At 59.1% G+C, this 21,065-nt stretch carries 21 protein-coding genes; 12 read left to right on the forward strand and 9 right to left on the reverse strand.

The features are described 5' to 3' along the window. Nucleotides 1-59: 59 nt before the first annotated feature. Together HGP17_RS16235 and alr are read right to left on the reverse strand one after the other, a co-directional pair. Nucleotides 60-1,310 (reverse strand): D-amino acid dehydrogenase, encoded by a 1,251-nt coding sequence (locus HGP17_RS16235; RefSeq protein WP_168810705.1) that lies wholly within the window; start codon nucleotides 1,308-1,310, stop codon nucleotides 60-62. A 31-nt stretch (nucleotides 1,311-1,341) separates the two neighbouring features. Then, a complete protein-coding gene (gene alr / locus HGP17_RS16240; protein ID WP_168810707.1) occupies nucleotides 1,342-2,475 on the reverse strand; it encodes an alanine racemase in 1,134 nt (377 codons plus the stop codon). Between the two features lie 125 nt (nucleotides 2,476-2,600). On the opposite strand from alr, the gene HGP17_RS16245 reads away from it, so the two are divergent. Continuing rightward, nucleotides 2,601-3,065: an Lrp/AsnC family transcriptional regulator gene (locus HGP17_RS16245; protein ID WP_168810708.1), complete on the forward strand. Its 465-nt coding sequence runs from the start codon at nucleotides 2,601-2,603 to the stop codon at nucleotides 3,063-3,065. Between the two features lie 138 nt (nucleotides 3,066-3,203). On the opposite strand, the gene HGP17_RS16250 is transcribed toward HGP17_RS16245, so the two are convergent. Continuing rightward, a complete protein-coding gene (locus HGP17_RS16250; protein ID WP_246704119.1) occupies nucleotides 3,204-5,015 on the reverse strand; it encodes a PAS domain S-box protein in 1,812 nt (603 codons plus the stop codon). Nucleotides 5,016-5,240: 225 nt separating this feature from the next. Continuing rightward, nucleotides 5,241-6,125: a LysR substrate-binding domain-containing protein gene (locus HGP17_RS16255; RefSeq protein WP_168810709.1), complete on the reverse strand. Its 885-nt coding sequence runs from the start codon at nucleotides 6,123-6,125 to the stop codon at nucleotides 5,241-5,243. A gap of 214 nt (nucleotides 6,126-6,339) precedes the next feature. Here HGP17_RS16255 and HGP17_RS16260 point away from each other — a divergent pair, with 214 nt between their 5' ends. Beyond that, nucleotides 6,340-7,680, forward strand: coding sequence for an MFS transporter (locus tag HGP17_RS16260; protein WP_246704120.1), 1,341 nt, complete (start codon nucleotides 6,340-6,342; stop codon nucleotides 7,678-7,680). Between the two features lie 140 nt (nucleotides 7,681-7,820). Here the strand turns inward: HGP17_RS16260 and HGP17_RS16265 are convergent, their stop codons facing one another. Next, complete coding sequence (locus tag HGP17_RS16265; RefSeq protein WP_168810711.1) at nucleotides 7,821-8,870, reverse strand: ornithine cyclodeaminase; 1,050 nt, start codon at nucleotides 8,868-8,870, stop codon at nucleotides 7,821-7,823. A gap of 141 nt (nucleotides 8,871-9,011) precedes the next feature. On the opposite strand from HGP17_RS16265, the gene HGP17_RS16270 reads away from it, so the two are divergent. Next, nucleotides 9,012-9,449 (forward strand): Lrp/AsnC family transcriptional regulator, encoded by a 438-nt coding sequence (locus HGP17_RS16270; protein WP_168810712.1) that lies wholly within the window; start codon nucleotides 9,012-9,014, stop codon nucleotides 9,447-9,449. Nucleotides 9,450-9,502: 53 nt separating this feature from the next. Here HGP17_RS16270 and HGP17_RS16275 read toward each other — a convergent pair whose 3' ends face one another. Next, on the reverse strand, nucleotides 9,503-9,760 hold the full coding sequence (locus tag HGP17_RS16275) for a hypothetical protein (RefSeq protein WP_168810713.1): 258 nt from the start codon (nucleotides 9,758-9,760) through the stop codon (nucleotides 9,503-9,505). A 273-nt stretch (nucleotides 9,761-10,033) separates the two neighbouring features. Here HGP17_RS16275 and HGP17_RS16280 point away from each other — a divergent pair, with 273 nt between their 5' ends. Then, nucleotides 10,034-10,369: a hypothetical protein gene (locus HGP17_RS16280; protein ID WP_168810714.1), complete on the forward strand. Its 336-nt coding sequence runs from the start codon at nucleotides 10,034-10,036 to the stop codon at nucleotides 10,367-10,369. An 82-nt stretch (nucleotides 10,370-10,451) separates the two neighbouring features. Here HGP17_RS16280 and hutC read toward each other — a convergent pair whose 3' ends face one another. After that, nucleotides 10,452-11,207, reverse strand: coding sequence for a histidine utilization repressor (gene hutC, locus HGP17_RS16285; protein WP_168810715.1), 756 nt, complete (start codon nucleotides 11,205-11,207; stop codon nucleotides 10,452-10,454). Between the two features lie 193 nt (nucleotides 11,208-11,400). Between hutC and HGP17_RS16290 the strand changes: the two genes are divergently transcribed. The 6 genes from HGP17_RS16290 (at nucleotide 11,401) to solA (ending at nucleotide 17,233) form a co-directional block, all read left to right on the forward strand. After that, on the forward strand, nucleotides 11,401-12,240 hold the full coding sequence (locus HGP17_RS16290) for a transporter substrate-binding domain-containing protein (RefSeq protein ID WP_168810717.1): 840 nt from the start codon (nucleotides 11,401-11,403) through the stop codon (nucleotides 12,238-12,240). 101 nt (nucleotides 12,241-12,341) lie between these two features. Next, the gene (locus HGP17_RS16295) at nucleotides 12,342-13,067 is read left to right on the forward strand and encodes an ABC transporter permease subunit (protein ID WP_168810719.1); all 726 of its coding nucleotides are present in this window, start codon (nucleotides 12,342-12,344) and stop codon (nucleotides 13,065-13,067) included. Nucleotides 13,068-13,077: 10 nt separating this feature from the next. After that, nucleotides 13,078-13,782, forward strand: a complete 705-nt coding sequence (locus HGP17_RS16300) for an ABC transporter permease subunit (protein WP_168810721.1) — start codon at nucleotides 13,078-13,080, stop codon at nucleotides 13,780-13,782. 22 nt (nucleotides 13,783-13,804) lie between these two features. Beyond that, complete coding sequence (locus tag HGP17_RS16305) at nucleotides 13,805-14,581, forward strand: ATP-binding cassette domain-containing protein (protein ID WP_168810723.1); 777 nt, start codon at nucleotides 13,805-13,807, stop codon at nucleotides 14,579-14,581. Next, complete coding sequence (gene hutH / locus HGP17_RS16310; protein WP_168810725.1) at nucleotides 14,578-16,083, forward strand: histidine ammonia-lyase; 1,506 nt, start codon at nucleotides 14,578-14,580, stop codon at nucleotides 16,081-16,083. Before HGP17_RS16305 ends, hutH begins: the two co-directional genes overlap by 4 nt. A gap of 1 nt (nucleotide 16,084) precedes the next feature. Then, nucleotides 16,085-17,233: an N-methyl-L-tryptophan oxidase gene (solA, locus tag HGP17_RS16315; protein ID WP_168810727.1), complete on the forward strand. Its 1,149-nt coding sequence runs from the start codon at nucleotides 16,085-16,087 to the stop codon at nucleotides 17,231-17,233. Between the two features lie 6 nt (nucleotides 17,234-17,239). On the opposite strand, the gene HGP17_RS16320 is transcribed toward solA, so the two are convergent. Next, the gene (locus HGP17_RS16320; protein WP_168810729.1) at nucleotides 17,240-17,734 is read right to left on the reverse strand and encodes a cytochrome b/b6 domain-containing protein; all 495 of its coding nucleotides are present in this window, start codon (nucleotides 17,732-17,734) and stop codon (nucleotides 17,240-17,242) included. 181 nt (nucleotides 17,735-17,915) lie between these two features. Continuing rightward, a complete protein-coding gene (locus HGP17_RS16325) occupies nucleotides 17,916-19,331 on the reverse strand; it encodes an aldehyde dehydrogenase family protein (protein WP_168810731.1) in 1,416 nt (471 codons plus the stop codon). A 94-nt stretch (nucleotides 19,332-19,425) separates the two neighbouring features. On the opposite strand from HGP17_RS16325, the gene HGP17_RS16330 reads away from it, so the two are divergent. Together HGP17_RS16330 and HGP17_RS16335 are read left to right on the forward strand one after the other, a co-directional pair. Then, nucleotides 19,426-20,340 carry a LysR family transcriptional regulator gene (locus tag HGP17_RS16330; RefSeq protein WP_168810733.1) on the forward strand — a complete coding sequence of 305 codons (915 nt, stop codon included), beginning with the start codon at nucleotides 19,426-19,428 and terminating at the stop codon, nucleotides 20,338-20,340. Between the two features lie 104 nt (nucleotides 20,341-20,444). Further along, nucleotides 20,445-21,062 carry a class I SAM-dependent methyltransferase gene (locus tag HGP17_RS16335; protein WP_168810735.1) on the forward strand — a complete coding sequence of 206 codons (618 nt, stop codon included), beginning with the start codon at nucleotides 20,445-20,447 and terminating at the stop codon, nucleotides 21,060-21,062. Nucleotides 21,063-21,065: the final 3 nt, after the last annotated feature.

Below are 21,065 nucleotides of genomic sequence, written 5' to 3' on the forward strand. Positions count from 1 at the left end.
TGAGGTATCTTTCAGCAGGCTTTCAGCCGCCAAAGCGGCTGTCGCGCAAGTCTTTTCGGTCAGGCGTATCGGGCGATGGCGAGGTCGGTTGCGTCGATATCGGGCTTGCGGCCGCTGACGAGATCGCTGATGACGCGCGCCGAGCCTGAGCTCATGGTCCATCCGAGCGTGCCGTGACCGGTGTTGAGGTAGAGGCCCTTGATTTTCGTCGGTCCGATCACTGGCGTGCCATCCGGGGTCATTGGCCGAAGGCCCGACCAGAAGGAGGCTTTGGCCACGTCGCCGCCGGGGAAGAGGTCGGTGACGGAATGTTCAAGCGTTTGGCGCCGGGCAATGCCGAGATCGTTGGTGTAGCCGGAAATCTCGGCCATGCCGCCGACGCGGATACGGTCGCCAAGTCGGGTAATGGCGATCTTGTAGGTTTCGTCCATGACGGTCGATTCCGGCGCGCGCGAGGCATCTGTGATCGGGATCGTCAGCGAGTAACCCTTGACCGGATAGACCGGCAACTTGATACCGAGGGGCTTCAGGAGCAGTGGCGAATAGCTGCCGAGCGCGACCACGATGGCTTCGGCATCGATGCGTCCGCGGTCGGTCACGACAGCGCGCGCCTGCCCACCCTGAACATCGAGCCCCTTGATGGTGGTGCCATACTGGAAGCTGACGCCGAGCTCTACCGCCTTTGCGGCAAGCGCATTGGTGAATTTGAAGCAGTCGCCGGTTTCGTCCTTGGGCGTCAGCAACCCGCCGACGATCTTTTCGCGCACATGCCTCAGCGCGGGCTCTACGCGGATGCAACCCTCGGGATCGAGCACCTCGTAGGGAATGCCGTCAGCGGCCAGAGCTTTCACATCCTTGGCGGATGCTTCGAGCTGATGATGCGTGCGGAACAGCTGCAGCGTGCCTTGCATGCGTTCGTCATACGCAATGCCGGTCTCTTCGCGAACCTGTGCCAGCGAGATGCGGCTGTAATCGGCAAGACGCAGCATCCGGCTCTTGTTGATGGCATAGCGTTGCGACGTGCAGTTTGACAACATCTTGGCGAGCCAGGACAGCATGGCGCCATCGACCTTTGGACGCAGGATGAGCGGCGCGTGATGCATGAACAGCCACTTGATCGCCTTCATGGGAATGCCGGGCGCTGCCCAGGGCGAGCAATAGCCGAAGGAGACTTCGCCGGCATTGGCGAAACTCGTCTCCAGCGCCGGCCCTTGCTGCCGGTCGATGACGGTGACTTCGTGGCCCGCCTTGGCGAGTTGATAGGCGGATGTCACGCCGACGATGCCGGCACCCAGAACGACGACTTTCATGATGTCCTCAGTGAATTGAGCAGTAGGAAGGTCAGCGATATTGCCGGTGGAAGCGGTGGCCGAGACTGGTCAGGATCTCATAGGAAATCAAGCCGGCATCCCTTGCAAGATCCTCGAGCGTCTGGTGATCTCCGAGAATTTCCACCAGGCTGCCGCATGAGAGCGTGCCTTCGGGCAAGGCGCTGATATCGATTGTCGAACTATCCATCGACACGCGCCCCACGATCGGTAGCCGCACGCCTTTGTAGTAGACCGAACCTTTGTCGCTGAGGCTACGTGGAAGACCGTCGGCATAGCCGGCGGCAATCGTCGCCAACCGTATCCGGGCTTTCGTCACATGCACGCCGCCATATCCGACCCGCGTGCCGGCCGGAACCGTTCGAGTTTGCACGACAGCCGCCTCGAGACGGACCACAGGCTCCATCGGATTGGCAATGCCACTCGTCGGAGCCCCGCCGTAAAGCGCAATACCCGGCCGGGCCAACACACCGTGAAAGCCTTCGCCAAGGAAAATGCCGCCGGAATTGGCAAAGGAAAAATCGTAGTTCGGGAATTCATCCGCGACGCGGCGCATTTCCGCAAGCTGATCACGATTTTGGATGTTGTCGGTCTCATCGGCCGAGGCCAGATGGCTCATGATGAATAGCACGTCGAGATGGCTCGGCGTCTCGAGAAAGGCGGAGACCTCTCTTCTGTCTTCCGGCGCGATTCCGAGCCGCGACATGCCGGTATCGAATTGGAGGACCGCCGGGAGCCTGCGCTGCAACGAGCGTGCCGTCTCCGACCATTGCTTCATCTGATCGAGCGAATTGATGACGGGAATGATACCGGCTTCGACGCAGGCGCTCTCATTGCCGGGCAGCAGGCCGTTCAGAACGAAAATGGAAGCGTCGCGCGGCAGATGCGGCTTTAGCCGCAGTGCTTCGATGAAGTGCGCGACGAAGAAATGCCGACACCCCTGCCCATAGAGCGCATTGGAAACCTGCTTCGCCCCAAGTCCGTATGAATCTGCTTTGACCACGGCAGCCGTTCGCGCCGGGGCAACCATCCGGGACAGCTTTTCGTAGTTGCGGCACAGGGCCGACAGATCGACGGTCAGACAACCGCAGGCGCCGCCTTCGATCGCCAATTGTGACGCTCGCGAATTCACTACACCGCCGTCCATGTTCGCCCTCATTTCTTCGCATCGAGATTATTGAAATGATCGTGAAATTACTCGCCAAAGAGTGATTGATAATTGTGTTATCGCCATGTTATTGAAATTATCGACGATTTTTTGAAAGAATCCACATGGCAGCTCTGGATGCGATCGATCGCAATATTCTGCGTCTGCTTCGGCTTGATGCGCGCGTCAGCAATGCGAGCCTGGCAAGTGAAGTCGGATTGTCACCGTCGGCCTGTTTGCGACGCATCAAATTGATGGAGCAGGCTGGTGTCATCCGGGGTTACACAGCGCTGGTCGATACCTCTCAGGCCGAAACGGCGATCGCCGTCATCATCAACATCACGCTTGAACGGCAGACCGAGGATCATCTGGATCGTTTCGAGGCGGCCGTGCGCAAGCATCCGGAGATCCGCGAATGTTTTCTCATGACCGGTGGATCGGACTATCTATTGCGTGTCGAGGTCGCCAATCCGGGGGATTTCGAGCGGATTCACAAGGAGATTCTGTCGACCTTACCAGGCGTGTTGCGAATTCACTCCAGTTTCTCGATCCGGAATGTGCTGGCAACACGGCCAAAAAGTTCGCGTTAGGGCCTCTTGGACAAGCGCACAATGGTTTTGACGGCCTTGCGAAGAAACAAAAATGGGGCGGCAATTCCGAAAGTGCGGAGGCGTTTTAGAGGGATCATTGGCTGACGGGCGGGTGCCTGCTTTTGTGATGATCCGGCGTCAGGCTTCCTCCCAGCCGATGCCGGCGGTTGCCTGGACCTCGCAGATAAGCCCGCTTTCTTCGTAAGCGATGTGAACCTGGCCGTTCAGTTCAGCCGCAAGCAGGCTTTCGATCAGCCTGGAGCCGAAGCCCTTGTGCGTGGGCGGCTGGACGGCCGGGCCGCCCTTTTCCTGCCAACGCAGTTTAAGCCGAAGGGTTTCGCCTGTTTCCAGAGACCAGAGGATCGACACCCGGCCGTCGGGCGTGGACAACGCGCCATACTTGGCGGCGTTTGTTGCAAGTTCGTGCAATGCAAGCGAAATGGACACAACCGTTCGCGGCGCAAGCTTGATCGCAGGGCCGGAAATTTCGAACCGCTCCCTGGCGTGGGGAGAGAGCGCCTGGCCGATCACGGCCTTGAGGTCAGCCTCCTCCCATCTGCCGTGAATGAGCAGATCATGGGCGCGCGCCATCGAGGCAAGTCTCGCCTCGAACGTCTCGACGGATGTCTTGTTAACCTCGCCGCGCCCCAATGTCTGGCGCGAGATGGCCATGACGGTTGCCAGCACATTCTTGACGCGGTGATTGAGTTCGCCGACGAGGACATCCTGAAGACGCTCGGCTTCCTTCTTGGCGCTGATGTCATGGGCGATCTTCGATGCTCCGATGATCCTGCCGTAGGTGTCGTAAACCGGCGACACACTGAGCAGGACATCGACGAGCTGTCCGGTCTTGCATCGTCGCTGGGTTTCATAGGGCTCGACCTTATGGCCCGCGCGAATCTGCGCAAAGATCGCCGGTTCCTCGTCGCTTCGCTCCGTCGGCACCAGCATCATGACTGAAACGCCCAGGGCCTCCTTCGCGGAATAGCCATAAAGCCGTTCCGCGCCGGAATTCCAGCTCCTGATGATCATGTTGAGATCGGTGCTGAGGATCGCGTCGTCGGACGACGCGATAATGGCTGCAAGGCGTCGCTCGACTTCCTGTGCCCGCTTGCGTTCGCTGATGTCGATGATAACGCCAGCGACGCGCTCTATGCGCCCCGAGCTTCCCCGCAACCCGGACACCGAATTCGTGACCCAGACGAGGTTCCCATCCTTGCGGACGAAGCGTTTCTCGATCTCGAAATTTTCGCCGGTCGTCATCATCGTTTCGAACAGCTGCGTGTTCAAAGGCAGGTCGTCCGAATAGGTGATGTCATGCATTCGCATGCCGAGAAGTTCATCTTCGGTGTAACCGACGATCTCGCAAAAGCGGCTGTTCACCAGGACGAAACGGCCATTCAATTCGCACTGGGCCATACCCGTCGCCGATTGAGAGATAACGGCGCGCAGTCTCGCCTCGCTCTCCCGCAAAGCCTGATCCGCGTGGACACGTTCCGTCGTTTCGTTGACGATGCAGAACACACCCAGCACCGTGCCGGCAGGGTCCCGAACGGGAGAGTAGGAGATGTCGAAATAGACAGTTTCCGGATAGCCATGGCGCTCGATGTAAAACGGTCGATCCTTTGCAACGACCGCCTTGCCGTCGCGAAGCACGGAGCGGAGAAGCGGCTCCAGGTCATCCCAAAGTTCGGCCCAGTTTTCGCGCGCCGGCCGGCCCAGTGCCTGCGGATGCTTGGCACCTATGCTCGGCGCGTATGCGTCGTTGTAAAGCGCAATAAAGTCGTCGCCCCAGAACATGACGATCTGCACGTGAGCGGAGAGCATGATATCCACAGCGGAGGTAAGACATTGTGGCCAAGCCGATCTCGGGCCAAGACGGGTCTTTTCCCAATCGAAGCCTGATATCAGCGCTGCCATTTCGCCAGTGTGGCCTGCCAGTTCGGGCATGACGTTCAGGACAACATCCTCTCTTCGATGAGAGCAACCGAGGATCGTCTCATCACCCCCCTATTCGCGAGGACTCATAACACACATTTCGCGCGGAGGTGCAGGCCTAAACTTGGGAAATTTCCATGCGTTTTAAGGAACATAAGCAGCAATTCATATGAGTGCGTCGGGCTTGCGCAGCAGTCGAAATCTGCTTCTCCCCAGAGGCCGTGATCCTGTCATGCGTCAGGTATCGGGCCGCGCATGCATTTCGGCGGTCAGCCATCGTTCGAGCGCCAGCGCATCCGGACGGCCGGCGACGTGCGGTGCGATCCAAAGCACCATGCGCCGTGGCCCGGGCAGGAAGCCGAAAGGCGCCACCAATCGTCCAGACGCCAGTTGATCGAGCACCAGCATTTGCGGGACCACGGCGACACCGAGCCCACAGGTTGCGGCCTGGATAAGCAGATAGAAATGGTCGAAGGCCGAGTTGCTCGAAAGACGAAGATCAGGCTGGCGCGCGGCGGCCCGCCAATCATTCCAGGCCTCCGGCCGAGTGCGCGTCGATAAAATGGCGCCGCTTTCGAGATCCTGGGGGGCACGGATGCGGGCACGGCTCAAATATTCCGGCGAGCAGACCGGACCGATCGCCTCACCGCCAAGTTCGCGAATGATCGCGTCTTTCGGCGGCTCGATAACGCTCGAACGGATCGCAAGGCCGATCTTGTCCCGCACGAAGTCGATCTGATCATAGTTCATGTTGAACTGCAGGGCGACCTGCGGATGACGTTCGTGGAATTGACCGATGCGCGGAATGATCCAGCCCATCATGATCGATGAGGAGCAGGAAAGCGTCAGCGGGCTCGGGCGTACGCGCTCGACGCTTGCCTGCATGAGGCCAAAGGCGCTGGCGAGCCCCTCCGCCAGACGCAAGCCTTCCGGCGTCGGTTCTGTCGAGTGGGCCCTTCGGGTCACAAGGATCACGCCGAGAGCTTCCTCAAGGCCGCGGATGTGACGGCTGATTGCGCCATGCGTCACGCAGAGCTCATCGGCGGCCAGCGTCATCGACTTGTGGCGCGCAACCGCCTCGAAGGCTTTCAATGCATTCAACGATGGAAGAGGGCCGCTCATATCTCGCCTCGGTAATCTCGTGATGTGATTTTTCTTCACATGATGGGGAGTTTAAATCGTTTGCTTGTGGCCTGTCCATACCGCTACAGATCAAGCCATTCACAGGCGGATGCGGCCAAAGGCGAGAGTTGGGAGGGACGTAGGAGTTTCCATTCTGTCAGCGGCGCGGGTCGACAATTGCGCCGCACAATTTGAAGACGGGGGAGGACTCTCATTGCAAGCCAATAGTCAGGAAATATCACAGGTCGAGCGGTCGGCCATTGCCAAGGTGTCGAAACGGCTCGTGCCGTTCATTGCCCTGATGTTCTTCATCAACTTCCTGGATCGAACCGCGATTTCCTTTGCAGGTCCCAACGGCATGACGACCGATCTGGCGCTGACGGCGGCGCAGTTCGGATTTGCCGCCGGCATTTTCTTCTTCGGCTACATCGTGCTGGAAATCCCAAGCAATCTTGCGCTTCATAAATTCGGCGCCCGCCGCTGGCTTGCCCGTATCATGGTGTCATGGGGTATCGTGGCGCTGTTGTTCACCTGGGTATCGAGCGCGACCGAGCTTTATGTCCTGCGCTTCCTGCTCGGTGTGGCAGAGGCAGGCTTCTTCCCCGGTGCAATTCTGTTTCTGAGCATGTGGGTGCCGGCCAGGCATCGTAACAAGATCCTGGCGCTCTTCTATCTCGCCCAGCCTTTGACAACGGTTATCGGGGCGCCCTTTGCCGCCATGCTGATCCAGATGCACGGTCTGTTTGGCCTGGAAGGTTGGCGCGTGATGTTCTTTGGTGTCGCTATTCCCGCCATCGCGATCGGCATTGTCACGTGGTTTTATCTTGCCGATCGTCCAGATGACGCGAAATGGCTGACGAAGCCAGAGAAGGACTGGTTGAACCGCGCGCTTGCCAGCGAGGAAAAAGCCAAGACTGCGGCGCATGGCAAAATGACGGGGCTCGCATTGACCGATGGGCGCGTCTGGCTGCTCTCGATCATTTATTTCGGCCTGATCTACGGCCTTTATGCACTGGCCTTCTTCCTTCCGACGATCATTGCCGGCTTCGAAACGAAATTCGGTACCAAGTTTGATGTCTTCGACAAGGGGCTGATCACGGCCATCCCCTATCTGCCTGCGGCAGTCGCGCTTTTCTTCTGGAGCCGCGATGCGTCCCGGCGCGGCGTTCGGCCGTGGCACATCGGCATCCCGGCTTTGATCGGCGCATTCAGCATCCCGGCGGCACTCTATATGGGCTCGCCCGAGGCGACGATCATCATGATTACGCTGACGTCCTGCGCAATCTTTGCCGCCTTGCCAAACTTCTGGGCGATCCCGTCGCGGTTTCTGACGGGGCCGGCTGCAGCGGCCGGCATCGCTTTGATCAACACCATCGGCAATATTGCGGGTTTCGCCGCGCCTTACATTACCGGCGTCGTCAAGGATGCCACCGGCCTTTACGAGTTGCCGATGTTCATCGTCGGAGCGTTGATGCTGTTATCGGCACTTCTGGCCTTTTCCCTGAACGGCAAGGTCCAGGAGCCTGAGCTGGCCGCTTCCGCCAGCAGAAGCTAGCAGAGCCTGCCAAACGAACGTGGCGGCGACGATCGAATGATCGTCGCCGCAATTCATTGTTTGATACCTCGATCGGCCACGCAGGGTCGGCGTGACTATTTCCAGGGTATGCCCGGAAGTCTCCCCGACTTAACTTTCTCTCATCCTGCGCGCTGCAGCATACCGAAGAGATCGCGGGGATCGTCGGGATCGGCGATGATGTCGAGTTTCTGATAGTAGTCGGTGCCGGCAAGTTTTTCACGAACGTACCGCAAGGCGGAAAAATCCTCGATCGCGAAGCCGACGCTATCGAACAGCGTGATCTGCCCTTCGCTGCGTCTGCCCTGCGTGCGACCGCTGACCACCTGCCACAGTTCCGTAACGGGGTAGTCAGCATCCATCTGCTGGATTTCACCCTCGATGCGTGTCTGCGGCGGATATTCGACGAAGGTGTCTGAACGTAGCAGGATATCTCGATGAAGCTCCGTCTTGCCCGGGCAATCGCCGCCGATGGCGTTGATGTGGACGCCGGCGCCAACCATGTTGTCGGTCAGGATCGTGGCAAGCTGTTTGTCCGCCGTGCACGTGGTGATGATATCGGCGCTCTCGATCGCGGCCTGTGCCGACGTGCAGGGAACCAGGCGCAGCCCGGATCCCGTCAGGTTTCGCACGGTCTTTTCCGTCGCCTTCGGGTCGAGATCGTAAAGACGCACTTCTTCGATCCCGAGCACCGCTTTCATCGCCAAGGCCTGGAATTCCGCCTGTGCACCATTGCCGATCAGCGCCAGACAGCGGGCGTTTGCCGGCGCCAGATGACGCGCGGCCATGGCGGAGGTTGCCGCGGTACGCAACGCCGTCAACAGCGTCATCTCCGTGAGCAGGACCGGATACCCTGTCGAGACTTCCGCAAGCAGGCCGAAAGCGGTCACCGTCTGCAGCCCCTGCGACATATTCTTCGGGTGGCCGTTGACATATTTGAAGCTATAGACCGCGCCATCGGAGGTCGGCATCAGCTCGATTACGCCGTCATGGGAATGCGATGCAACGCGCGGTGTCTTGTCGAAAAGATCCCAGCGACGAAAATCGGCTTCAACGGCATCCGTCAGTTCGACCAGCATGGTTTCGATGCCGACGTGATGCACAAGTCGCATCATGTTCTCGACGCTGACGAAAGGGATGAAGGCTTTTTCCGATGGAAGCGGTGCGGGCATTGTCATGTCCTTGATAAGTTTGCTTCCAATAGGGTACCAAGCGGATCGATTGACTGAAATCGCAAAACTGTGCCAGTTCCGGTATGTGTTTGTGCAAATTGCTCAGTATTTTTGGCCGAAAAGGCAAAGCCGGAGTTGGTGATGACGCTTGCGAAATATATTCCCGATGACCTTGATCGACGTATCATCGGCCATCTGCGCGCCGATGGCCGAGCGTCTCTCTCGAAACTGTCGGACGCGCTGGGTGTGGCGCGCGGCACCGTGCAGAACCGGCTGGATCGTCTGATCGAAACCGGCACGCTTCTCGGGTTCACCGTGCGGGTGCGGGAAGATTACGACGAGCAGACAGTGCACGCCGTCATGATGATCGAGGTTATCGGAAAATCGACCACGCAGGTTATTCGCAAGCTGCGTGGTTTGCCGGAGATTTATTCCCTTCACACGACGAACGGCAATTGGGATCTTGTCGCGAATATCCGCGCCGCCAGCCTTTCGGACTTCGATCGTGTCTTGCGCGAGGTCCGCATGATCGACGGGGTCGCCAACAGCGAAACAAGCTTGTTGCTCAGCAGCCTGTAACGACCGCGTCGGTGATGTGGCCTCAAATCGAAAACTGCGACTGGCGCTGGTGGTTAGCGGCGTTGCGCGCGCAAGATACGCTTCCAGATGGTGCCGCCGAGATATCGATTGAACACGATGAAATATGCAACGATGAGGGCAAAGAGCAGTAGGGCAGGCGGTCCGTTGAGCTGGAATCCATCGTCCGTCTTGCCGCCGAAAATCGATGCGATGATGTAGCCGAGAACAAAAAACGCGGTCAGGAAGTCAAAAATCGCGGCGAGGATGATGCGCCATGTCGCTGGCTGATTTTGGATATTCGTATCGGGCATTGCTGGTCCAATCGTCAGTGAACTGTGGAATATATCGGCTGGTATGCGCGACCTTTAGCCGGCAGATGGAGCGACCGATACTCGTGTACCTGCGCCATTTGTCAATTCCGCTGGCAACCATCCTGACTGAATAGGTGAGGATTGCTGCCAACCATTATTGGGCGCTTCGGCGCGATCGGCGCTTTGGCGTGCTTCAATGACGATCGAATCCGTGGGCCACGGCGTCGCTTGAAAACTGATGGCTTGTTGCTATGATTTCGCATGGAATTTACTTTGCTCGCCCACGCCCTTGCCTGGACCGTGCTCGGTCTGATCGTGCTGACCACCGTCGTGCCGGTCAGGGCGAAATATCCGTTGATGGCGATGGCGAACATCGACAGCGTGGTGCCGTTCGGGCTTTTGGGCTTTCTCTTCGTTATGGCCTATCCGGAAGATCGACGTATTACCGCATTGGTGTGCATCGTCGCTGCCGCCGCGAGCGAGTCCCTTGCCCTGATCCTGCCGGAGAAATGTCTGCGGATAGAAAGGGCTATCTTGAAAGTGCTGGCGACGGTCGGAGGCCTGCTTTTAGGCGCGCTGTTCATGGAGTGCACGCTGCAGGCTTGGTAATAGCCTTTGCGGGCGAAAGACAAGACCGTATCTCGTCACTGCGCCTCAGCCAAGGGCGCAGTTCCCTATCTTCCATATACAACTATCGATCAGACGGCTCACCGTTATGGCTCTCAAGCCGGTACCGATGGCCGGGATAAATAAGCCGCGCGGTCGAAACGACGCCGCGCGCGGACCATGTACGCCGCCGGATCGTCAGGCAAGGTTCCGTCTTCAGGATCGTTAAAAGCTTGCATTCCCAGGCTTGTGGCATAACGGCCTCAACGACATGTTCGGAGCCGCTCAGCGGGGCGACTTCGGAAAGATAGGCGTTGGGCGTCATGCGGGAAAAGTCCTGAGCCAGATAGTCCGGGGCGGCGTCAGGATGGACGTGGCGGTCTTCGATTTGGACCGGGACCCCGTTCTCGCTGTGCACGATCAGCGAGTGAAATGCCGGTGATCCGATGTCCAGTCCAAGGGCGTCGGCCACATCCGGAGAGGCCGCCTCTTGGGCCAGAACGATCACGGTTGCCTGATGAGAATGGCCGCGTTCCGCTATTTCTTCGGCGATATTGCGCACTTCGAACAGCGCGGAGGCACCCTTGCGTTCGGCGACAAAGGAGCCAACGCCCTGAATGCGGACGAGTTCGCCTTCGTTGGCCAGTTCACGTAGCGCGCGATTGGCCGTCATCTTGCTGACGCCAAGTTCGGTGACGAGTTCGTTTTCGGAGGGGACGCGATATTTCGGAGGCCACTCGCCGCTATGGATGCGATCGAGTATCATCTGCTTTACTCCGGCATAGAGAGGCGAGCCGTCGTTTTCCGCCAGTTCGCGTTTCATCTCGCCGGAGCGCTTCATTGCCTATTCCCTTTGCACGAGGTGAATCTGCCTCGAAAACAACTTTCCCACTTGCATATCATAAATTATCTCATATGGTACCCTATACAACCTCGCAATCAATCCTAAAAATAAATTGGGAAAGCGGGCAAGCCGGCGAAGATCGGTAGGAAGTGCTGCAAGGCCTGTTTCAACCTCAGAGGAGCTCTACACGATGAAATTCAGTGCAATTCTCTTGTCAGGCGTCATGGCTGCCGCCGCGTTTGCGGCTCCGGCTGTTGCCAAGGACTGGAAGACGGCGACCATCACCCTGGAAGGTGCCTACGCCCCCTGGAACATGACGAATGCCGACGGTTCGCTCGGCGGTTTCGAGCCGGAACTTGCCAAGGTTCTGTGCGAACGCGCCAAGATCGACTGCAAGCTCGTTGCGTCCGATTGGGATGGCATGATTCCGGCGCTGAACGCCGGCAAGTTCGATGTCATCATGGACGCCCTGTCGATCACCGACGAGCGCAAGCAGGTCATCGGCTTCACCATTCCTTACGCTGCGACCCCGGCTGCTTTCGCAACCGCCAAGGATAGCCCGCTTGCCAACGCTGCAGGCACCGGCGCCACGATCAAGATGACGCCTGGCCAGACCGGCGTGAAGGAGATCGACACGCTCAAGGAAGCATTCAAGGGCAAGACGATCGGCATTCAGGCCGCAACGGTCTATGCCAAGTTCATCTATGACAATTTCGGCTCGGTTGCCACGATCCGCGAATACAAGACCGGCGCCGATCGCGATCTCGACCTGCAGAACGGCCGTATCGATCTCGGCTTCGATGATGCCGTCTATTTCATGAACGCCTTTGCCAGCGCCAACGACTCGCTTGCCTTCACCGGCCCGGAAATCGTCGGCTCCATCTGGGGTGAAGGCGAAGGTCTCGGCATCCGCAAGGCGGACACGGATCTGCGCGACAAGCTCAACGAGGCGATCAAGTCCGCGCTGGCCGACGGCACCGTCAAGACTCTGTCGATGAAGTGGTTCAAGGTCGACGTCAGCCCGCAATGATCGGGTCGGCCTTCGGGCCGTTCAATTCGGTCTCCGGCTTTGCTGCCGGAGGCCGTATGATATCCTGACGCCTGAAACTGCCACGGACGGGGATTGGATCTATGGCAACCTTGCAATTGCTGGGCTTCGGCTCGAACGGGTGGGGCGCGCTGCTGCTTGTCGCCGCCCTGATGACGCTTGCCGTCACCGCGACGGCTTTGGCCATCGGCGCCGTTCTCGGCGCGATCATCGCTTTCGCCAAGCTTTCCGGAAGCCTCGTGCTGAAGACGATCGGCAACATCTACACGACCGTCTTTCGTGGCATCCCCGAACTCCTGATCATCTATCTGATCTATTTCGGTGGCTCGTCGGCCGTGACGTCCATCGGCAAATGGTTCGGCTACGAGGGTTTCCTCGGTCTGCCATCTTTTGCCGCCGGTGCGCTTGCCGTGGGCATTATTTCCGGCGCCTATCAGGCGGAAGTGTTCCGCGGCGCCTATCTTGCAATCTCCAAGGGTGAGTTGGAGGCTGCCTCCGCGATTGGCATGAATCGTGGCCTTCGCCTGCGACGGATCATCATGCCGCAGGTCGTCCGCTACGCTATTCCCGGTCTCGGCAATGTCTGGCAGCTCAGTCTCAAGGATTCGGCCTTGATCTCGGTAACGGGCCTTGCCGAACTGATGCGGACCAGCCAGGTGGCCGCAGGCTCTACCCGTCAATACTTCCTTTTCTTCATCGTCGGTGGCTTGCTGTACCTGATCCTGACAAGCCTGTCGGATCGCATCTTCAATCGGGCGGAACGCCGCGCCAATCGAAGCATGCCGGCCTCGACGATCGGCCAGGCTTGAGGAGGGCGATATGGATTTCGATTTCCTTTCGAGCACGATGGTCACGCTTCTGAAGGCCGTGCCGACCACGCTTCTGCTGTTCTTCCTGTCGATCTTCTTTGGCGGGCTTCTCGCGCTGGTCATTGTCGCGATGCGCGTCAGCGGCAATCCGATCCTGTCCGGATTTGCAAAAGGCTATATTTTCGTCTTCCGCGGCTCGCCGCTGCTGATCCAGATGTTCCTGGTCTTTTACGGATTGGCGCAGTTCTCCATCATCCGTTATTCGTTCCTCTGGCCGTTTCTGCGCGAGCCGGTCGTCTGTGCGATCCTGTCGCTGGCGCTCTGCACCGCGGGTTACTCGGCCGAAATCTTCCGCGGCGGCATTCGTGCCGTTTCGCCTAAGGAGATCGAGGCTGCGCGCTCCATCGGCATGTCTCGCTTCCTGCTCGTTCGGCGCATCATTGCCCCGATCGCCTTCCGGCACGCTTTGCCCGCCTATTCGACAGAGATCGTGTTGATGATGAAGTCGACGGCGCTTGCGAGCCTCGTCACCGTCTGGGAAGTGACCGGGGTCGCGCAGCGTCTGATCTCACAGACCTACCGCACTATGGAAGTCTTCCTTTGTGCCGCGATCATTTACCTCGTGCTGAATTTCGTCATTCTGCAGGCCATGACCCTGCTGGAATATTCCTTGTCCCGACATCGCCGCGCCATTCCGCCGGCGCTGAAGGCCTAGAGCTTACTGGAGCAGGCAAATCATGCCAGATGTAAACCGACTTTCCGTCCGCAACATCCGCAAAAGCTTCGGCACCCATGAGGTCTTGCGCGGCATTTCCCTTGACGCTCACGATGGTGATGTAATTTCGCTTCTCGGTGCTTCCGGCTCGGGCAAATCGACCTTCCTTCGCTGTATCAATCTGCTCGAAATCGCTAGCGATGGCGAGATATGGGTCGATGGCGAGCAGATCCGCATGATCCACAAAAACGGCAAAAGCCGCCCGGCAAGCCACAAGCAGGTGGACCATATCCGCTCCGAGCTCGGCATGGTGTTCCAGAGCTTCAATCTCTGGTCCCACATGACGATCCTGCAGAACGTCATCGAGGGCCCCGTGCATGTCCTGAAGCGCCCGCGCTCGGAATGCATTGCCGAGGCCGAAGCGCTGCTTGAAAAGGTCGGCATTGCCGATAAGCGTCATGCCTATCCCGCCCATCTTTCCGGCGGTCAGCAGCAGCGTGCGGCAATCGCCCGTGCGCTCGCCATGAAGCCGAAGGTGATGCTGTTTGACGAACCGACCTCGGCGCTCGATCCTGAACTTGTCGGCGAAGTGCTGCGCGTCATGCGCGCCCTTGCCGAGGAAGGCATGACGATGCTCGTCGTCACCCACGAGATGAGCTTTGCCCGCAACGTCTCAAACCGCGTCGTCTTCATGAAGGAAGGTCTCGTCGAAAGCACCGGCACGCCGGATGAGATGTTTGGCGGCGGCGCATCGCCGGCCTTCCGTCAGTTCATCGGTCATTTCGGAAGCGGGCAATGACCATTACTATCGATCAGGCTCTCTCCTGGCGCGATGTCGCGCGCGTCGGTGGCGGCGAAGCTTTGTCTCTCTCGGACGCTGCCTGGGAACGAGTTGCCAAGGCAAGCCGCATCGTTGAGCGTATCGTTGAAACCGGTGTGCGGGCCTATGGCATCAACACCGGTGTTGGCGCCCTCTCCGATACGGTTGTCGATCGCGATTCTCAGAGCCGGTTGTCACGCAACATCATTCTCAGCCATGCTTGCGGCGTCGGCCCCTTGTTGCCGTCTCGCGAGGTGCGCTCCATCATTGCGGCGCAGATCGCCAATTTCTCGCACGGTTATTCCGGCGTGCGGCCTGAAATCATCCGGCACCTGGCCGCGTTTCTCGAGCATGACTGCATTCCCGAGGTCCCGTCCAAAGGTTCCGCCGGCTATCTCACGCATAACGCCCACACCGCGCTCGTCCTGATCGGTGAAGGCAGGGCTGTCGTGAAGGGTAAATCCATGGGCGGCGCAGAGGCACTTGCCTCGATCGGCTTGAGCCCCCTGGTGCTGGGTGCCAAGGAAGGTCTGAGCCTTGTGAATGGTACGGCCTGCGCCACCGGATTGTCTGCGCTCGCCCTCTCTCGCGCCGAACGTCTGATGGATTGGGCTGATGCCATCGCGGCCCTCACGCTGGAGGCCGTTGGCTGCCAGATGGCGGCATTCGATGAGACCGTGCTGTCGCTGCGCCCATCGGCCGGCATAGCCAAGGTCGGCCGCAGATTGCGCAGCCGTCTGCAGGGCAGTGCTCTCGTTGCCGCGGCCCTTGGTCGGCGCACCCAAGACGCGCTAAGCCTTCGCTCCGTGCCGCATGCGCATGGCGCGGCCTGGGACGTCTTCGACCAGACGGCCCGCATCGTCGATCAGGAACTTGCGTCAGTGACGGATAATCCGGCGGTTTCGGGTACGCCGGAACAGCCGATCGTCTCCTCCGAAGCGCATGCCGTGGCGCCGGCCCTCGGTCAGGCGGCCGACAGCCTGGCGATCGCGATCGCCCAGATTTCCGCCATGAGCGAGCGTCGCGCCGATCGCCTCGTCAATCCGCTGGTCAGCGGTCTGCCCCCCTTCCTCGCAAGCGACGCGGGCAGTCGCTCCGGCTTCATGATCGCTCAGTATACCGCTGCCGCATTGAGCAACGACAACAGGCGCCTTGCCGCTCCGGCATCACTCGACGGCGGCCTGACCTCCGGGCTGCAGGAGGACTTCCTCGCCCATCCGACGGCTGCAGCCACGAAGCTTCTGGCGATACTCGACAATGCCGAATACATCCTGGCGATCGAGCTGATGGCGGCCGCGCAAGCGCATGACTTTCTCGTCTCGCAGGGTGCGCGGGCGTCTGGAACCGAGCGTGTCTATGCCGCAGTTCGTTCGTGTGTTCCGATTTACGGCGACGATCGGCCGCTGAATATGGATATAGAGACACTCCGGGCGGTGATCGCCACCGTCGCGCCGCCCGCCGAACACGAAACTGGAGCGTAACATGTCTGCGGAATTCGACGTAGCCGTCATAGGCCTCGGCGCGATGGGAAGCGCGGCATTGTCTTTTGCCGCGGCACGCGGCGCAAAAGCGATCGGGATCGAGGCACATTTCCCCGCGCACGCGCTGAGCTCTTCGCATGGCGATAGCCGCCTCATCCGCCTCGGGTATTTCGAAGATCCGTCCTACGTTCCTTTGCTGCAGCGCGCGTACCACAATTGGCGCTCGCTGGAGGCGCGGTTGCGCGCCGAGATCCTGACAGTCACCGGCGTCCTACAGATCGGAGCGCCGGATAGCAAGATCGTCAGCGGTACGCGCGCTTCTTGCAACATGCATGGCCTGCCGCATGAGATACTTGACCGCGATGCCATGAAGCGCCGCTTTCCAGCGTTTGCGCTGGAGGAAGACGAGGTCGGCTTGCTCGATCCGCAGGGCGGCTATGTGCGCCCGGAAGCGGCGATCATGGGCTACCTGAAGCTTGCGGCGGAGGATGGTGCGGTACTGCATTTCGGCGAACGCGTTGTCTCGATCGAGCCCGACGATAAGGGCGTGACGGTCGTTTCCTCAACGGGACGATATCGCGCCCGCAAGGTGATCGTCGCAACCGGCGCATGGATTGCCGAGCTTGTGCCGCAGCTGAAGGCGCACGCGCAGCCGATTAGACAGGTCGTCGCCTGGTATCAACCGAAGGACGGTTTCGTCGCCGAGCCGCAGCGCATGCCTTGCTTCCTGCGTGATGAAGGTGCCGAGGGTTCCTATTTCGGTTTCCCGGCGATCGGTATCGACGGCGTGAAGATCGGTCGTCATGCCCATTTCCGCGAACCAATCGACCCGACAAAACCGAACCCGCCGGTCAACGCCGGCGATACAGATCTGCTCGACAGCTTCGCCGCCAAGCGTTTGCCGAATGCGGCGTCATATCGCGTCCGGGCGACGACCTGCCGCTACACCATGCTGCCGAGCGAGGATTTCCTCATCGATCGCGTGCCCGGACAATCGGATATCGTCGTTGCTTCCGCTTGCTCGGGCCATGGCTTCAAGTTTACGAGCGTCGTCGGCGAGATCCTTGCGGATCTGGCGCTGGATGGTGCCAGCGCTTTGCCGACAGCCTTGTTTTCCTTTGAGAGACATTTCGGCAGCACGCCGGCCTAGGCTGCTCTAACCGATTGTCATGCGTCGCAGGACGTCGGACCGAAAATAGAAGTGCTGAACAAACGCACCGGCAATGTGCAAGACGATGACGATCCAAAGCAACATCTTGATCGGACCGCCATGAACAAAGCCGGCCGTGTCCGCGCCAAGGTAATAGGCCGCGATACCGGATAACGGCATCGCAAGGATCAGCGCGTACAGCATCACATGGGTCGATTGGGCGACAAAGTGCAACAATGGCGGCTGATTGTTGGGCTTGCCGGGAGCAGACGTCGAGAAGCGCAGGGCGAGGCGGATAAGGGTCAGCGACAGGATTGCGATGCCGACATAGGCATGAATATTGGCACCGGCAATGTCTGATGGTGATGGTGTCTGGCCGCGCCGGACCAAATGCTTCCAGGCGTTCATGCCGTCGGGATATAAAAGATTAAAGAAAACGAGCGCTGCCACGAGCCAATGCAACAGGCGTTGGGATACCGAATATCTGCGTTTGGCGGGCATCAAATATCTCCAGATTGGAATTGTTCTAAACGTAAACCGTTATTCTAACGGGAACCTGAACACGCCTGGAGATATTGATTGCGACTGCGCGACCGGCAAGTTTGCCGATCGGCGTTCTTAGAAATTCGGCTTCACAACGGCCTGCCAGATCAATATCTGGTTCTTGGAAAGGCTTTGCCTGTCAGCTTAGCACCGCGCGCGGTTCAAGAAACGAGTCCAGCCCGAAAGCGCCAAATTCGCGGCCGATGCCGGATTGCTTGAAGCCACCGAAAGGTGCGAGTGGTTCGTGCGGAGCGCCGTTGATGACGACACGACCTGCCTCGATCCGATTTGCGACTTGTTTTGCATGTTCGGTGTCGCCCGAAAAAACATAGGCCTGCAAGCCATAATCCGTGTCGTTGGCGATCTCGATGGCATGGGTTTCATCGCGATACGGGATGACGCAGAGCACAGGCCCGAAGATCTCCTCACGCGCTATCCTCATATCATTATTAACGTTGGAAAAGATCGTTGGCCGAATGAACCAGCCATGGTCGAGCCCTTCGGGCCGGCCTTCACCTCCGGCAATCAGATGGGCGCCTTCTTCCTGGCCAAGACGGATATAGGATTGCACGCGATCCCATTGCTTCTGGCTGACCATCGGGCCGATTGTCACGGCGGGGTCTTTTCCGTTACCCACCTTTACCATCGATACGGCGTTCGCCAGCCGATCGTGAATTTCTTCCAGCCGGCTTTGCGGAGCGAGAATACGCGTGCCGGCAATGCAGGCCTGGCCGCTATTGGCAAAGCCGGCTGCCAGCACCTGCGGAATAACGACATCGAGGTCCGCATCATCGAGGATGATGTTGGGGCTCTTGCCACCAAGTTCGAGCGTTACACGCTTCATACTCTTGGATGCCGCCTGAAGAATGGCTCGCCCAGTCGCAGTCGAACCGGTGAAGCTGACCTTGGCGATGTCACGATGGGCGCTGAGGGCTGCTCCGACGACGTGACCATAACCATTGACGATATTGAAAACACCGTTCGGCAGGCCCGCATCGTGCAGGCACTCGGTGATGAGCTGCGTCTGGATCGCGCTCATTTCCGAGGGTTTGATGACCATCGTGGTGCCCGCTGCGATCGCGGTGGCGAGCTTGCTGCAGATGAAGCCATAATTGCTGTTCCATGGGGTAATCGCCGCTGCAACACCTGCAGGTTTCATCTCCACCTCGGCGCGACCGATCCGGCGACGAAACTCGTAGTCCTTGAGTGTATCGGCCATATGCAGAAATGCCGTACCGGCGTGCGGCACGGAAAAGCCGATGAAGGATGCGGGCGCGCCATACTCCTCGCGCATCGCATCTGCCAGATCGGATGCGCGCGCTGAGACGGCCTTGTTCAAGCTGTGCAGCATGGCGATGCGATCGGCTTTAGAGCTTCGCGACAGGCTCTGAAAAGCGGCCTTCGCGGCACGTACTGCGTTATCGACGTCCTGTTCGTCGCCAAGGCGAACCGTCCCGATCTGTTCTTCTGTCGCCGGGTTGAATAGCGGAGCGACTTCGGTCCCGTGCGGCTGAACGAAGCGGCCGTTGATGTAGATGGTGTCTATGGTGCGCATGGTGATCTCCTTGATCTTCACGACAGAAGTAGGATGCGCTATTTGATCGGTCTAGCAGGACAAAGATTGACAGCCTGATAAGGAAAATCGCGCAATGAAGGCCAGTCTCGCCGAGCTTGAAGCAATCGCGTCTGTCGCTCGCCATGGCGGCTTTCGTGCCGCCGCCCGCGAACTGGGCATGTCGTCATCAGCGCTCAGTCATGCGGTCGCGGCGCTGGAGGAGCGGCTCTCGGTGCGGATTTTCAACAGGACGACACGCAGCGTGACCCTGTCGGAGGCCGGCGAGCGTTTCGTCGCCGATATCGGTCCTGCACTGGCTGCCATCGATAGAGCGATCGAAGATGCGGGCATGAAGTCTGGCTCCGTATCCGGTGTGCTGCGCCTCAACATGGCACCCGGTGCCGCGCGGATACTTCTGGTATCTCTTATTCTCGAGTATCGGCGTCGCTATCCCGATGTCGAGATCGAGATTGTCACCGACAATGCCTTGGTCGATGTCATCGGGAAGGGCTTCGATGCAGGCATTCGCCTTGCAGAGGCGGTACCGACGGACATGGTCGCTATCCCGATCGTTTCAACGCTACGTTCGCTGGTCGTCGGCTCGCCCGGCTATTTCAGCGATCGGCCTCGACCGCTGGTTCCCGCCGACCTTCTCCAACACCGTTGCATCCGGGCGCGCATGGCAAGTGGCCGGCTCTATCGCTGGGAATTCGAACGTCATGGACAGACAATGCTGATCGATGCGCCCGGCACCCTCACCCTTGACGCTTCCGATCTCATGCTCAGCGCCGCGCTTGAGGGCGCAGGGCTTGCCTATATCAGCGAGAGCTCTATTGCCGATCATGTCGCTGCCGGCAGATTGGTCACTGTCCTTGAAGATTGGAGCCCGCCTTATCCAGGCCTTAGCCTCTACTTCGCACAGAGGCGGCAAATGCCTGCGAGATTGCGAGCGCTGATCGATCTCATCCGCGAGCAGAATGCAGCGCGCGACAAGCAGATGAGAGATTAACTTTCATCCTTGCATCTTGAATGTGTCTGGCAGCGCGGCAGATCGAGAGTTAGTCATACGAGATCGTATATCCCGATGACGACTATTTCGAAGGTGAGGTTGCCATGGACCAGAAGATCGACGCCGTTCTTGAAGCCTATCACGAGCTCATTCGAGAAGAACAGAGCAAACCCAGGGAAATGCCCGCGGGCGGTCGCGACGGTGGCCAGGACCGGCGGTTGAGAGCCGTCGGACCGGAGACCGGGCGTTTGCTCAATATCCTGGCGAAAAGTTTGAAAGCACCTACCATTTTGGAGCTCGGTACCTCGTTCGGATATTCCGGCATCTGGCTGGCGGAGGCTGCGCGCGCCAGCGGCGGGAAGCTTATCTCAATGGAGTTGCACGCCTATAAGACCGAATTTGCCCGGGAAATGGCTGAAAAGGCCGGTTTGGCAGAGCAGATCGATTTCCAGGTCGGCGATGCCGTCGAGATGATTAAGGCGCTTCCTTCCGGCGTCGATTTCGTGCTCGTGGACCTCTGGAAGGATTTGTACATTCCCTGTCTCGAAGCCTTCTATCCGAAGCTCAATCCTGGTGCGATCATTGTGGCCGACAACATGTTTATGCCCGGCAATGAAGATGTGAAGCGCTATGGGGAGGCCGTTCGCGCAAAACCCGGTATCACGTCTATCCTGTTGCCCGTTGGTTCGGGAATCGAGGTCAGCCGATACGACTCCGTGTGAGAA

Source organism: Rhizobium sp. P38BS-XIX (genome assembly GCF_012641435.1).
Classification (GTDB): Bacteria; Pseudomonadota; Alphaproteobacteria; order Rhizobiales; family Rhizobiaceae; genus Rhizobium.